The sequence below is a fragment of the Candidatus Tisiphia endosymbiont of Ceraclea dissimilis genome (assembly GCF_964030735.1).
Lineage (GTDB): Bacteria > Pseudomonadota > Alphaproteobacteria > Rickettsiales > Rickettsiaceae > Tisiphia.
Genome location: NZ_OZ034917.1, coordinates 1088202 through 1101817 on the forward strand (window position 1 = coordinate 1088202; position 13616 = coordinate 1101817).

Annotated in this window: 13 protein-coding genes and 1 tRNA gene; 6 read left to right on the forward strand and 8 right to left on the reverse strand. The window is 33.1% G+C overall.

Annotated features, from left to right (window positions below):
• Nucleotides 1-29 precede the first annotated feature (29 nt).
• Both ACQH1V_RS05235 and uvrB read right to left on the reverse strand, forming a co-directional pair.
• Nucleotides 30-344 carry a HigA family addiction module antitoxin gene (locus ACQH1V_RS05235; protein WP_094649416.1) on the reverse strand — a complete coding sequence of 105 codons (315 nt, stop codon included), beginning with the start codon at nucleotides 342-344 and terminating at the stop codon, nucleotides 30-32.
• Nucleotides 345-879: 535 nt separating this feature from the next.
• Nucleotides 880-2868: an excinuclease ABC subunit UvrB gene (uvrB, locus tag ACQH1V_RS05240; protein ID WP_341759919.1), complete on the reverse strand. Its 1989-nt coding sequence runs from the start codon at nucleotides 2866-2868 to the stop codon at nucleotides 880-882.
• Nucleotides 2869-2943: 75 nt separating this feature from the next.
• Between uvrB and grxC the strand changes: the two genes are divergently transcribed.
• Nucleotides 2944-3213, forward strand: coding sequence for a glutaredoxin 3 (gene grxC, locus ACQH1V_RS05245; protein WP_094649417.1), 270 nt, complete (start codon nucleotides 2944-2946; stop codon nucleotides 3211-3213).
• A 429-nt stretch (nucleotides 3214-3642) separates the two neighbouring features.
• On the opposite strand, the gene ACQH1V_RS05250 is transcribed toward grxC, so the two are convergent.
• Nucleotides 3643-4689, reverse strand: a complete 1047-nt coding sequence (locus ACQH1V_RS05250) for an IS110 family transposase (protein WP_425360001.1) — start codon at nucleotides 4687-4689, stop codon at nucleotides 3643-3645.
• 308 nt (nucleotides 4690-4997) lie between these two features.
• On the opposite strand from ACQH1V_RS05250, the gene ACQH1V_RS05255 reads away from it, so the two are divergent.
• The 3 genes from ACQH1V_RS05255 to ACQH1V_RS05265 all read left to right on the forward strand — a co-directional run bounded on the left by ACQH1V_RS05255 (nucleotide 4998) and on the right by ACQH1V_RS05265 (nucleotide 7962).
• Nucleotides 4998-5074 (forward strand) — tRNA-His (locus tag ACQH1V_RS05255).
• A gap of 733 nt (nucleotides 5075-5807) precedes the next feature.
• Nucleotides 5808-6809 carry an N-acetylmuramoyl-L-alanine amidase gene (locus ACQH1V_RS05260; RefSeq protein ID WP_094649787.1) on the forward strand — a complete coding sequence of 334 codons (1002 nt, stop codon included), beginning with the start codon at nucleotides 5808-5810 and terminating at the stop codon, nucleotides 6807-6809.
• A 211-nt stretch (nucleotides 6810-7020) separates the two neighbouring features.
• The gene (locus tag ACQH1V_RS05265) at nucleotides 7021-7962 is read left to right on the forward strand and encodes an Rpn family recombination-promoting nuclease/putative transposase (RefSeq protein WP_425360089.1); all 942 of its coding nucleotides are present in this window, start codon (nucleotides 7021-7023) and stop codon (nucleotides 7960-7962) included.
• A 239-nt stretch (nucleotides 7963-8201) separates the two neighbouring features.
• Here the strand turns inward: ACQH1V_RS05265 and ACQH1V_RS05270 are convergent, their stop codons facing one another.
• From ACQH1V_RS05270 to ybeY, 5 genes are all read right to left on the reverse strand, one after another.
• A complete protein-coding gene (locus tag ACQH1V_RS05270) occupies nucleotides 8202-8345 on the reverse strand; it encodes a hypothetical protein (RefSeq protein WP_425360090.1) in 144 nt (47 codons plus the stop codon).
• Between the two features lie 39 nt (nucleotides 8346-8384).
• A complete protein-coding gene (locus ACQH1V_RS05275) occupies nucleotides 8385-9263 on the reverse strand; it encodes an HAD family hydrolase (protein ID WP_425360091.1) in 879 nt (292 codons plus the stop codon).
• 478 nt (nucleotides 9264-9741) lie between these two features.
• The gene (locus ACQH1V_RS05280) at nucleotides 9742-11376 is read right to left on the reverse strand and encodes an ABC-F family ATP-binding cassette domain-containing protein (protein ID WP_425360092.1); all 1635 of its coding nucleotides are present in this window, start codon (nucleotides 11374-11376) and stop codon (nucleotides 9742-9744) included.
• Entirely contained in the window at nucleotides 11373-12239 is an 867-nt protein-coding gene (locus ACQH1V_RS05285; RefSeq protein WP_425360886.1) for a hemolysin family protein, read from the reverse strand. Before ACQH1V_RS05285 ends, ACQH1V_RS05280 begins: the two co-directional genes overlap by 4 nt.
• Before the next feature lie 59 nt (nucleotides 12240-12298).
• Nucleotides 12299-12796, reverse strand: coding sequence for an rRNA maturation RNase YbeY (gene ybeY, locus ACQH1V_RS05290; protein ID WP_425360093.1), 498 nt, complete (start codon nucleotides 12794-12796; stop codon nucleotides 12299-12301).
• 126 nt (nucleotides 12797-12922) lie between these two features.
• Between ybeY and ACQH1V_RS05295 the strand changes: the two genes are divergently transcribed.
• Both ACQH1V_RS05295 and ACQH1V_RS05300 read left to right on the forward strand, forming a co-directional pair.
• Nucleotides 12923-13132 (forward strand): palindromic element RPE2 domain-containing protein, encoded by a 210-nt coding sequence (locus tag ACQH1V_RS05295; RefSeq protein WP_094649301.1) that lies wholly within the window; start codon nucleotides 12923-12925, stop codon nucleotides 13130-13132.
• 63 nt (nucleotides 13133-13195) lie between these two features.
• Nucleotides 13196-13492 carry a hypothetical protein gene (locus tag ACQH1V_RS05300; protein ID WP_425360094.1) on the forward strand — a complete coding sequence of 99 codons (297 nt, stop codon included), beginning with the start codon at nucleotides 13196-13198 and terminating at the stop codon, nucleotides 13490-13492.
• Nucleotides 13493-13616: the final 124 nt, after the last annotated feature.

Sequence of the window (13616 nt, forward strand, 5' to 3'; positions counted from 1 at the left end):
ATGTCAAATAATCTAATTCAAACCACCTATTAGAGTATATGATGCCTTTTCCCCATGGTAACTAAAGGATGAATAGAGGCAAGATGGTTAAATATTTTTTCCTTAGTAACTGCCTCATCATATCTTGACTGTATCCTAATCCAAAAACTATCTGATAAGCTGAAATACTTTGCCAATAACAGAGCAGTTTCAGTACTAATATTTCTTTGTTTGTTTACAATCTCTGTTATTCTATTAATTGGTACTTCAATATCTTTAGCTAATCTATAAGCCGAAATACCAAAAGGTTCCAGGAATTCAGTCTTAAGTATTTCGCCAGGGTGTACCGGATTAATTTTATACATATAAGTTACCTTTTATTTATGATAATCGTGAATACTCACCAAGTTATGTCAAATTCTCGGCTATATCTATAAATATAACAGATTTTTTTGCTCCACTAATAGCTGTTTTCATTATTTTTATAATAGACCTCTTGCATAACCTAATCTAATTGGTAATTTTGTTGTCAAAACTCGTCTCCGTTTCTCACGTACATCTTAGTACGCTGCGGTACTCGACTTCGTTTTTCCTAAAAATTCCTCAATTATCTTTAGGTTATGCAAGAGGTCTAATATTGCTTATTTTTTCATCCCCTAACTCATCACATTATAGAGAGGTACTTTAAACTAACTCACCTTACGCATGACATTTAAAAGTCATATAGAAAATAGCTTGGCGTCATTGCGAGAAGCTACTTTAGTAGCGACGAAGCAATCCTCTAATGAATGTGGATTGCCACGACCACGTAGTGGTCTCGCAATGACAGAAAACCTATCTAAAACCCTCTTTACCTTCTAACTTTCAACAGTTGTGGGGTTTATGCATAAGGTGAGTAAACTAAGTTAGCTCTAAAGCGGCTTCTTCTAGCGTATTAATTTGATCTCGTATTTTTGCTGCCTGTTCAAATTCCAAATTGCTAGCTTTTGAGTACATTTCTTTTTTTAATTTATTGATATGAGCTTTTAATTTTACTGGATTATCCAATAATATATGAGCTTGTTTTTTATTACCTAACTTACTATCCAGTTTTTCTAATTTAATTAGTGCATGGATATGATTATTAATTGTTTGGGGTATTATAGAATGCTGTCTATTATATTCTTCTTGAATTTTTCTTCTCCTATATGTCTCGCTTACTGCCTTGTCAATAGAGTTGGTAATACGATCTGCATAGAGTATTACCCTTCCTTGACTATTCCTTGCAGCTCTACCAATAGTTTGAATTAACGAAACTTCCGAGCGTAAAAAGCCTTCTTTATCAGCATCGAGTATGGCAACAAGTCCACATTCCGGAATATCTAAACCTTCTCGTAATAGATTAACACCAACAATAATATCTATAGTACCTTGGCGTAAATCTTTGATGATTTCAATACGCTCAAGAGTATGAATATTAGAGTGCAAATATGATACTTTATACCCTAGTTCTTGGAGATAATTTGTTAAATCTTCTGACATTTTTTTAGTTAATGTTATCGCTAAGATACGAAATCCTTTATTTATTGTCGATTGAATTTCGCTTAGCAAATCTTCAACTTGGTTAGTTGCTGGTTTTATAATACATTCTGGGTCAAGTAACCCTGTGGGTCTGATGATTTGCTCAACCATAACCCCTGCTGTTTCGTCCAATTCAAAAGATCCCGGTGTAGCTGAAACAAAAACCGTTTGAGGTCTAAAATCTTGCCATTCCTCAAATTTTAATGGTCTATTATCTAAGGCTGACGGAAGACGAAACCCATGTTCCACTAGTACGGTTTTTCTAGCCCTATCACCATTATACATTGCTCTAATTTGTGGAACAGATACGTGACTTTCATCAACAAATAATAAAGCATCTTTAGGTAAATATTCAAATAGGGTTGGTGGTGGCTGTCCATTTGCTTTACCAGTTAGAAACCGAGAATAATTTTCAATACCTTTACAACTGCCAGTCTCCATCATCATTTCCATATCATATTGAGTACGTTGATTTAACCTTTGAGCTTCTACTAACTTACCATGTGTATTAAGAAATTCTAAACGTCGTTGTAACTCCTCTTCAATTTGTGATATGGCGTTTTGTACTACTTCTTTAGGTGTTACAAAGTGCGATTTAGCATAAATCACAGCTTGCTCCAATTTAGCTAATTTTTCACCTGTAAGCGGATCAAATTCGCTGATATATTCCAGTTTATTATCAAAAAATGATAATCGCCAAGCTTTATCGTTATAATGTACTGGGAATATATCAATATTATCACCTTTTACCCTAAACGTACCACGCTCAAATCCCACATCATTACGCTTATATTGTAAGCTTACTAGGTCACTGAGCAATTTATCTCTAGCATAAATTTCCCCAGACTTAAGACTTATAGTCATCTGATAATAAAGACCCGGTGAACCAAGACCATAAATACAAGAAACAGAAGATACAACAATTACATCCCTACGTTCTAAAAGAGACCTAGTAGCAGAGTGTCTTAATAAATCTATCTGTTCATTTATCGAAGAATCTTTTTCTATATAAGTATCGGTTTTTGCAATATATGCTTCGGGTTGGAAATAATCATAATATGATACAAAATATTCAACGGCATTATTTGGAAAAATCGCCTTCATTTCTGAATAAATTTGGGCAGCTAACGTTTTATTATGAGCCATAATAAGTGACGGTCGACCGGTTCTCTCAATAATATTTGCCATAGTAAAGGTTTTACCGGAACCAGTAATGCCAAAAAGTATTTGTGAAGGCAATCCCGATTCAAGCCCCTTAATGATTTCATTAATTGCTTTTGGCTGATCGCCAGCTGGACTATATTTAGATACTATCGAAAAATTATTTATCATTAATTTGTAACTTGCTAGTTTGTTATTATATGTAGATAATAGTTTTATAACCAATTAAATAGGATAACTTTTATGAAAAACATATTTGTCACGGTCATTATTTATACATTAACACATTGCCCCTATTGCACTAAGGCCAAAAAGCTACTTAATCAAAAAAATATATCTTACGAAGAAATAATCGTAGATAATTATAATGAGAGGCAAAGATTAGAACTACAGCATAAAGCTAGTGGACAACGTACATTACCACAAATATTCATTAATAGTAAGCATATTGGTGGGTGCGACGCTCTTTATGAACTTGAAAAAGCAGGTAAACTAGATGAATTAGTGAAGTAATATAGTCAATTCAGGGGAATTGGGTAGCGTTATCTGTCATTGCGAGACCACATAGTGGTCGCGGCAATCCACACTTAATGGATTGCTTAGTCGTGCTTTAGCACTCCTCTCAATGACGTTTTTACCCTGTCATATATGGACGAGTGAATTTGTCAAGAAAGAAAATAAAAAAATAGAGCCACAAAGGAAGCGGTCATATATTCGGCATCAAGTGCCATAATGGTTTCTGCATTCTTATAAATATCCTTGAGTGACCTCTCATTCCCACGGCTTCTAGAGCCTCGACATAATTACGGATTTTATTCAGAATACTTATTCATTAACTCTTTAACTTTCGTTCTCTTTATTGTTACTATTCTTTACTCACAATATTTATCAATTACCAATTTTTATTTAGTTGACATAGTTTCTTCTTTTTTTCCAACTAAACTAATTTGCAACATATTCGCTACCATTGGTGACTACTGCATAAGCAATCCTTGCTAACTTATTTGCTAAACCAACACATATAATATTATATGATTTATTTTCAGCAAATTTCTTCACTGCCCACTGCACTAGTTTATCTTTTGATTCCTTATCACTTTTTGCTCTTATTGCTATTGTCCTTGCGGCTTGAATCAACATAGTTCTGGCATATCTATCTCCTTGTTTGGTAATCCCTCCTAAAACTATCTTATCTCCTGAGCTATGTTGCTTTGGTACCAAACCAAGCGAAGCAGCAAAATCCCTCGGGGTTGGATAACTTTCCATTGGGGCTACACTCAAACAACTAGCATTGATTGCTCCAATGCCAAAAATTGTCTGCAACCTAGTAGCTTTCTCACTTTGCTTATTATTGCTGATAATCAGCTTTTCTAAAGTTTTTTCTTTGTCACATAAATCCTCAATTTCTTTACATTCTAAAAGTAAAATTGACCTTACCCCAGAATTTATATAACCTTTACTATACGCTAACTCTACCTCCAGCCTACATGATTTGCAAAATTTATTTTTACTTAATTTTGTATTATAGCCATATTCACATAAACTTGATATTGTAGAATTAGTTTTTTGCACACGATCTCTGATCGTATTACTTCTAATTTTATGCAAGAATTTTATATCTTGTTCCTCCTTGCTTTTTAGTAGCACAGTTTTTAATTCTGGATCACGAGCCGCTTTGCATATTGCTAACGCATCGTTATAATCATTTTTCTGTTTCGATGTAGCATAAACTTTTACATCTTTTGTTTTCATTAGTTTGACTTGCAAACCAAGCTTAGCAATTTCCTGTGACCAATAATTAGCTCCTCCACATGCCTCCATAGCTACCAATGAACTTTTATCGAGATTGCTTAAATAGGCTATTAACTCATCTCTTGTAACTTTTTGGTAACCTATTTTTTTGCCATTTTGATCGACTTGCACCAAGTGCATACTATTTTTTGCTAAATCTATTCCTATTATAGTATTTTTTATGCTATTATTTATCATGGTATGGATCTATTAATTAAATTATTATTTAATTTGGAGCAGCTGAAAACTATTTTTCAGCTGACTCCGTACAAGTAAAGCATATTTCGCTTCACTCGTCCATACCATCATTCCCACATAGGCGGGAATCTTTAAACCCCTACCTACGCAGGGGTGACACAAAAATGGATTGCCGCGTCGCCGCTTTTAGCGGCTCCTCACAATGACGCCAAGCTATTTTCTATATAACTTTTAAATGCCATGCGTAAGGTAAGTTAAATATACTTGACTTACAAGTGATAATAAATTACTTTAGCACAGATTATATGGCGGATATAGCTCAGTTGGTTAGAGCATCAGATTGTGGATCTGAGGGTCGCGGGTTCAAGTCCCGTTATTCGCCCCACCTTCTCGAGGTTCTACAACTTCACTCAAACATTTTTATTTTGGTTTCTCTCCAAAAGTCCCAAAATTTAGCCTACAAAATAGTCTATTTTTAACCATATTACAACAAACTTAAGTGCCATTAGGAATTTAAAACCACCTTACGCATGACATTTAAAAGTCACATAGAAAATAGCTTGGCGTCGCGAGAAGCTACTTTAGTAGCGACAAAGCAATCTAATAAATGTCGATTGCCACGACCACGTAGTGGTCTCGCAATGACATCTTGCACTTTCCTGGAATTTTTAAATTGCCATGTGGTTTATGCGTAAGATGAGTTATTAGACCTCTTGCATAACCTAAAGATAATTGAGGAATTTTTAGGAAAAACGAAATCGAGTACCGCAGCGTACTAAGATGTACGTGAGAAACGGAGACGAGTTTTGACAACAAAATTACCAATTAGATTAGGTTATGCAAGAGGTCTATTAAAGTTTTTCTGTCTCAACTCCCTTAGGAAGCTGTCGGATGTGATATTGTTACCTCCCTCAAATTTATTATTCCAATTTTTTACATTATTTTCTCTTAATATCCTTAGTCAAACCATAAAATATTATATACTAATAATCATGGGCTATATTGGAAGTCAACAAATATAGTCAATTCAGGAGAATTTGGACTGCGACGAGTAACGACGTCACCAGCTTCTCATCAATTGACTATACTTTAACTAATTTAACCAGAGGAATAGTAATATGAGCAATAACAATATTAATAATACTTATTTACGTACAAATTTTGAAATCCCACCTGATCCTCAAGTAGAACCTGAGGCAGGGAAATGTAATAATTATAACTTGAGAAAGAATAATGGTACTGCTGGATGGATAGTAATGCATTATACGGAGTGTAATTTTGCTGAAACTATCGCATTATTTACCAGGAATACATCAAATGTTTCATCTCATTATGTAATAAATACTGATGGTACCATTTATCGACTTGTACCAGATCAGTATAGGGCTTGGCATGCTGGTAGAGGAAAATTAGAAGCAGATAGTGATCTTGACCCAGCTGATCCAACATTTATGAATTCAAAATTTTGTGGGGTTCATGGATCAGATGATGAAACAAATAATTTAAAAGAAAATAGTACTCTTAATCCCCATATTGCGACTTCAATACTTGATAATGATATGAACAGCTGGTCTATTGGTATTGAACACATTGCTTCTGGTAAGGAACCTTTTACTGATCAGCAAATAGATGCCAGTATTGAGTTAGTTAAAACATTAGTATCCAAATATGAAATAAATCCAAAATTAATAATAGGTCATAGTGATTGGGCTCCAGGTAGAAAAATAGATCCTGGTATATATTTCCCTTGGGAGAGCTTTGCTAAAGCATCTCTTGGACTTTATTCTTTTGTCTCAAGAAAAGAGAACCCTAAAGTTATAATATCTTATAATGATAAAACAAAGCAAGATAGGAATAAGATTGAAGAAGTACAGAAATTACTTGAGAAATTTGGTTATCCAATTATAAAAGCAGATAACTCAAATCTAGGTCTATTAGATGAAGGCACCATATCAGCTATGTTGGCTTTTAATATCCATTATACGGGAGATATTTTAAATAATATTGCTCTCAGAGAACAATGGGATATATTATGGAACAATTCTAGTAATAAGGATGCCAGAGGGATATTAGCTACTTGGAGTGAAAATAGTGAGAATGTATTAAATGATCTGCTATAGCTAACCCAACTAAGTTTCCCGACTTCAGTGTTGTTGTGGCAAAGAGTGGCTGAGAGATCAGGGAATGATAAAATTTCCAGGCACAACAAATTATTTATTCGAATTTAAAATGTTATTGACAGATTGATAGAAAGCAATTGCTGGAATATCATGATCAAGGTATTATAGGTACTAGTTTAGCTAAACAATAGCTTAATAAGTAAGTATAAAAATGACAAAAAAGTTAAAGCATGATTCATTAGTCAAAACAATAATGGCTGATCCTGTGGCAGCTCAAGAATTTTTGGAATATTATTTGCCTAATGATTTTAAGAGTTTAGTAGATTTATCAAAAATAACAGTAGAAAAAGAAAGTTACATAGAGGAATCGTTAAACAAGAAATATAGTGATATAGTATATGGAGTTGCTAGCAAGAATCAGGGTAAGGCTTTTGTGTATGTGTTGATTGAGGCTCAGTCGAGCGTTGATTATTGGACAGCTCTACGATTATGGAAATACACATTGTTATTATGCGAAAGGCATAAGAAAGGAAGAAAGAAATTACCATTAGTATATAATTTAGTAATTTATAATGGTAAAGAAGTGTATACTGCCCCTAGGAATTTATGGAGTTTATTTACCGATGCAATTATAGCCAAGAAATTAATGACAGAAGATTATCAATTGGTCGATTTACAAAGCATGTCTGATGATGAAATAATGAAGAAAAAGCATATTGGGATGTTAGAATATATGCTCAAGCATATTCATCAACGAGATATGATAAAGCTTTGGGAAGAATTTCTTCAAAGGTTTAAATTAGAGATATTAATAGATAAGGAAAAAGGCTATATTTACATAAAATCGTTTTTATGGTACACTGACGCTAAGCTTCCTGAGGCAAAGCAATCAGAATTGGAGGAAGTACTAGCCAAATATTTATCAGAAGAAGAACAAGGTGTTATTATGAGAACTATTGCACAAAAATATATCGAAGAAGGCGAAGCTAGAGGTGAAGCTAGAGGTGAAGCTAGAGGTATCTATATAGGTAAAGCTGAGGGTAAAGCTGAATTGGTAAAGCTGTTGTTAAAGAATGGCAATTCCGTGGGGTCAATTGCTAAGATGACAGGTATGTCTATTAGTAAAATTAATGAATTGCTGAAAATACAATAATTGGGTGTTTTAAATATTTTTAAAATTTAGATTGCTGTAGTTGTGGCTGTGGAATTGTGGAGAACTTCGTTAGAAATTATCCCTAAATCCACAGCCCGCTAAGCTTGCTATCCTCAGAAACTAGTTCGTTTTAGCAGTAGCACTAATGCTATCAACCTTCTTTCCTAGCTCCACAATTATCTTGCCACTTGCATCATATTTTGCTAGCTAGGGTCTGTTGACAAGATTTAACCAGGTTGCTATAGACTCATTTTATCTTCTCTGAGTCGTAGGCTAGATGGTCTTGATGATGCTTTATAGTCAATTGATGAGAAGTTGGTGACGTCGTCGCTCAATGCTTGCCTATTACTTATAGGCGTCGCTCCATCGCTCCTAGCCCCCAAATTCTCCTGAATTGACTATAGTGCTGCTCTAAATCAGAATTAAATAATGTATGGTATCAATGATGCCGTTGGCTCTTCTGTTCCCAGTAATTGGGGGTCTAATTCTTCAATTACATTACTGTAATTATGCACTTGTATTGGTTGCATACTTACGTGAAGATATTTTTGTACTGATTTAGGAATTTCAGAATCTAATATGTTCGAGTTATCTTCGATTTGATTCGATTGATGCGCCTTAGATATATTATTAAATTCTCCAGTATCAGTAACTTTTTGATACTTTATCCCTTTAATAAGTGATAACATATTGCCTTTAATATCTGAACCTACTAAAATAGCATGCACACCTATTTTTTGTGCTTCATTTAAATTACGTACATCATCATCTACTAATACTACATTGAAGTAGTCTGTAATACCATTAAGCCTCATTGCCTCTTCAATATGTAAGTTCTTTCCCATTTTTATTCCGCCTGTGGGAACGCCTGTTATTATATCGATTTTTTCAATTTGTTTCTCAGTTAAGCCCATTTTTTTTAATGCTGGTTTAATTGTATCAGGATATCGGGTATGAGAAGTAATAGCCACTTTATAACCTTTGTTTAATAAATAATTAAACGTATCTTTTAATTGATCACGGTGGTTTAATCCAAACTTATCAGAACGTAATAATGGTTTCATTATCTCTTGAATTTGATGTGGATCATAAGTACTATTTATTGTATACCCTTCTTCTATGCTACCGTTTATAATAAGGCAATTTTCATATGTTATAGGTTGAAAATTTTTATGTTTTAATAAAGAATGAATATGCCCGTTTACTACAGTGCAATCAAAATCCCAACATACCAGTATAGTATTTGCTTTATTTTCTTTTTTGGAAAAAACTTTGTATATACAATTTTTTAATTTTGACATTGACTATATTATTTTTCTTGTAACTAAAACTTATAATATATTTTGAATATAATTCAACTATGTTTTTGTTGTTTCTTATGTATAACCCATTAACCCGAATATTATATGAAAGGATTATTAATTCGGGCAAGAAAGCTAAAACGTCCTAGGAGGCTGGCTGCGATAATGAAAGTAATTCCATATTTGGCTCTTTTTGGCTACGAATAAACATGGTTTTCTTGAAATAGCTACACTATTCCGGCAAAAATCATATCTTTTTAATCACTTTTCTGGATTGCTTCATCAGCTTAAGGCTTCCTTTCAACGATGGTTTTTCAATTATTGCTTTCTTAAACTGACGCTTATGTGCTATAGTCAATTTAGGGGAATTTGGGGCTAGGAGCGATGGAGCGACGCCTATAAGTAATAGGCGAGCATTGAGTGACGACGTCACCAGCTTCTCATCAATTGACTATAAGTCTACAAAAAACTTAATAGACTACTTCCCCGCCTTATTTGCCAATACCCAGTTACTATCTAAGTAATCATTGCTATATTTAGCTAAATATTCCTGATATTTACCTTTAAAATCAGTAATAGTTTGGCGGGATAGTGCAATAATCCTTGTGGCTATACTGCTAGCAAAATCTCTATCATGAGTTACCAATATTAGAGTACCTGGGTAGTTAATTAGTGAATTTTTTAGCATATGCTTAGATTCAATATCTAAGTGATTGGTTGGTTCATCTAATACCAATATATTACTTTCTTCTAAGATAATTTTGGCTAATAATAAACGAGCTCCTTCTCCACCACTCAAATTTAAAATATTCTTAGTTACTTCATCTTTACGGAATAATAATTGACCTAATATACTACGCAACGTATTGTCATTCTCAGTAGGTATTTGGTTGGATAACCAATCAATAACGTTGATATTTTCATTGAGTAATTCATGATGATCCTGAGCAAAATAAGAAATTTGAGTTTCGTATCCCCATTCATAACTTCCCAAATCTGAGAATATTTTACCAAGAAGGATTTTTAGTAAAGTAGATTTACCAATACCATTTGGACCAATAATAACAATTTTTTCTCCTCTTGTTACAGTAAAACTTACATTATTTAATATTTTTTTATTCTCATAATTTTTAGAAATACCCTTAACTTGTAGCGCTAATTTTCCAGATGGTCTTTTTTGCTTAAAATTAAAATACGGGCTAATACGTGAACTTTTTTGTATATCAGGTAATTCCATTTTCTCTATTTGCTTTTCTCGTGAGCTACTTTGCTTAGCTCTGTTAGCGGAAGCCCGGAATTTATCAACAAAAACCTGCATAGTAGCAATTTTTTTCTCTATATTAGTAAGATCCTTAAGCTTTTGATCGGCAATTAGCTGTTTATCACGAATAAAAATATCATAATTACCAGTATAAGTTTTGATGGTACCGTAATCTATATCCAAAATATGGGTAGAAATATTATTAAGAAAAGTCAAATCGTGCGAAATAAATACTAAAGCACCTTTGAATTTTTGTTTTAGATAATTTTCTAGCCAATAAATCGATACTATATCAAGATGGTTGGTCGGCTCATCAAGTAATAATATATCAGGATTGTTGAATAAACTTTGGGCTAGTAATACTCTAAGTTTGTAGCCGCCGGATAAAACGGATAATGGTTGATGATGATATTTTTCTTGTATCCCTAAACCTAGAAGTAGCTCAATGGCAAAAATTTCTGAGATATATCCATCATTATCAGCAATAATTTGTTCCAATTCACCTAACCGATAACCGCTTTCCTCATCACATTTCTCCTTCCCTAATATTTTTTCCTTTTCTTGTAGAGCCTGCCATAATTCGCTTCTACCAGCAATAACAGTATTAATAATTGAAGTATTTTCATAAAGAAACTGATCTTGTTTCAAGCAACCAATACGAGCCTTCTTAACTATATTGACTTCACCAATGCTTGCTTCCTCTTCTTTAATTAGAACTTTAAAAAAAGTAGATTTACCAGCACCATTCGCTCCAACAAGCCCATATCTATTACCATTTTTGATATGAACATTTACGTCGGTAAATAATATTTTTGCACCATAACTCATGGCTAAATTAGTTGCGATAATCATAAGGTATAATTAGGTAATAATGCACCATTTTTTAATTTTAATTTAACCTGCTTAAGTGATCTCGGATCTGCCTCGATTACTTCAAGTTCAACCTGTTCCTCAATATCAATTTTAATACCAACCGAAGGCACATTACCTACTTTTGCTAAAACTAAGCCACCAATTGTATCGAATTCATCATTTTCTGTTTTTAACTTCACTCCAAGAGCCAATTCAAGCTCCTCAACCTTCACTCGAGCATTTGATAAAATGGTATTATTATTGATAATTTTGAAATTATCATTATCCGACTTTTTATCATGCTCATCATCTATTCTACCAACTATCTCTTCCATAATATCTTCAATGGTGACAATACCATCAGTTCCACCATATTCGTCAACAACTATAGATATCTGCACACGATCTCTTCGCATTTTCGCTAATAAATCTATCAATTTCATTGAAGGGGCAGAAATGATAGGTTTACGAATTATTCCTTTCAACGATATATCTTGCTTAGTAACAAGTATCTTAAACAAATCTTTTATATGAATAAAACCAATTATATTATCCAACGTTTCATCATAAACTAACGTTCTAGTATGAGGTATTTTGCTATTAAGTATTTTGCTTAACTCCTCCACGCTAGTGGTTAATTTTACTGCCTTAATATCAGATCTAGGAATCATTACATCTTCTACAGTTTTATGACCAAATTTCAAAAGATTCATAAAAATCTTTTTTTCTTCCAATGCCATTTTCTTGCTGTTAGATTTTAGCTTTTTAATAGTATAATAAAAATTATCCTCTATCTTTTCTTTAAGAAACAGACGAAAGAACCAAGATTTAAAAATATCAAATTTTGAAGGATTTGTAAGCATAGCCTTTTTAGAGTTAATAGAGGAAATATCTTCTTTTTTCACATAACCTAGCATAATTGTTAATATGGAGAAACAATAGCAAAATCCTTTAATATTTCTATTTCTAAATTTTCCATAATAGTTGCTTCTTCGTCATTTTGGTGATCGAAGCCAAGTAAATGCAAAATACTATGTACCAAAAGATGTATAAAATGATCCCTAAAGCTTTTATTTTGACTTATCGCTTCACTCTGAATTATTTCATACCCAAAAGCTATGTCTCCCAAATACATATAACCTACATTAGGAGTAAATTCAAGTAAATGCCGAAAGTCTAATTCTATATCAGGAAATGATAGCACATTTGTAGCTTTCCCCTTACCACAAAATTGGCTATTCAAATTTAACATTTCATTATTATCAGTTAGTAATATCGCTAGCTCAAACCTTGCAACTCCTTTAAAATTCTTATATCTACTTAATATAGCACACGCAACCTTCTTGACTAATAGTTTATTGATAAATTTATGATTTTTCCAATCTTGATAAGTGCGAATAATTTCCACATTGATTTTCATAATATAATTTGTTGTTGAATATGGCTGAGCAAATATAGCTTCTGCAGTTGATTTAAGTAGATTTAATTATATAGCTTTATAATAAATTTACACCAAATTTATTTAAATTTTTATTGCGAAACATAGTTGATCCATATTATAGTCAATTCAGGGGAATTTGGGGCTAGGAACGATGGAGCGACGCCTATAAGTAATAGGCGAGCATTGAGCGACAACGTCCCCAACTTCTCATCAATTGACTATACGAGCTTTATGGATTGCCACGCTCACATACGTTCGCTCGCAATGACGCTTAGAGAACAGCTTTTTTCAGACAAAATCTTTAAAAACGTATAAGATATTGCGTAAAAAATTAAATTATATATAATGCACAAAATAATTTTTAAATAGGAAAATATTATGACCGCCCCTAATATACCAAATACCCCAAGAATATTGAGAACAGAAGAAAGAATAGAAGCAGCAGAACCTGCTGTAGTTGTTAGAGATTCGACTTTTGGAGAATCATTAACTGTAAGGGCAGGAGGGCATACTATCTATTTTAGAGGGCATGATTTCCATATCACCGATTTCTCTTTTGCCCCTAATGGTCATGCAAACCTTTACTATAATGGTTCTCATTATAGCATAAACGTTCTAGGGGACATGTATGTTACTTTTATTGGTAATGGCATAGAATTTACAGACGCAGCATAGCACCTAATTCAATAGGTTTTGCTATAGATAAATCTAAGCATTGAAACATAGGCAACGAAGTAATTCAAAAAGTAACTAGAAATTGCTTCGTTGTAGCAAAAATACTATAGTCAATTGATGAGAA

What these genes read in the sequence shown, in the direction of transcription:
- ACQH1V_RS05235 (WP_094649416.1), bottom strand. Translation starts at nt 344, where the DNA reads ATGTATAAAATTAATCCGGTACACCCTGGCGAAATACTTAAGACTGAA.
- grxC (WP_094649417.1), top strand. Translation starts at nt 2,944, where the DNA reads ATGAAAAACATATTTGTCACGGTCATTATTTATACATTAACACATTGC.
- ACQH1V_RS05250 (WP_425360001.1), bottom strand. Translation starts at nt 4,689, where the DNA reads ATGATAAATAATAGCATAAAAAATACTATAATAGGAATAGATTTAGCA.
- ACQH1V_RS05260 (WP_094649787.1), top strand. Translation starts at nt 5,808, where the DNA reads ATGAGCAATAACAATATTAATAATACTTATTTACGTACAAATTTTGAA.
- ACQH1V_RS05265 (WP_425360089.1), top strand. Translation starts at nt 7,021, where the DNA reads ATGACAAAAAAGTTAAAGCATGATTCATTAGTCAAAACAATAATGGCT.
- ACQH1V_RS05275 (WP_425360091.1), bottom strand. Translation starts at nt 9,263, where the DNA reads ATGTCAAAATTAAAAAATTGTATATACAAAGTTTTTTCCAAAAAAGAA.
- ACQH1V_RS05280 (WP_425360092.1), bottom strand. Translation starts at nt 11,376, where the DNA reads ATGATTATCGCAACTAATTTAGCCATGAGTTATGGTGCAAAAATATTA.
- ACQH1V_RS05285 (WP_425360886.1), bottom strand. Translation starts at nt 12,239, where the DNA reads ATGCTTACAAATCCTTCAAAATTTGATATTTTTAAATCTTGGTTCTTT.
- ybeY (WP_425360093.1), bottom strand. Translation starts at nt 12,796, where the DNA reads ATGAAAATCAATGTGGAAATTATTCGCACTTATCAAGATTGGAAAAAT.
- ACQH1V_RS05300 (WP_425360094.1), top strand. Translation starts at nt 13,196, where the DNA reads ATGACCGCCCCTAATATACCAAATACCCCAAGAATATTGAGAACAGAA.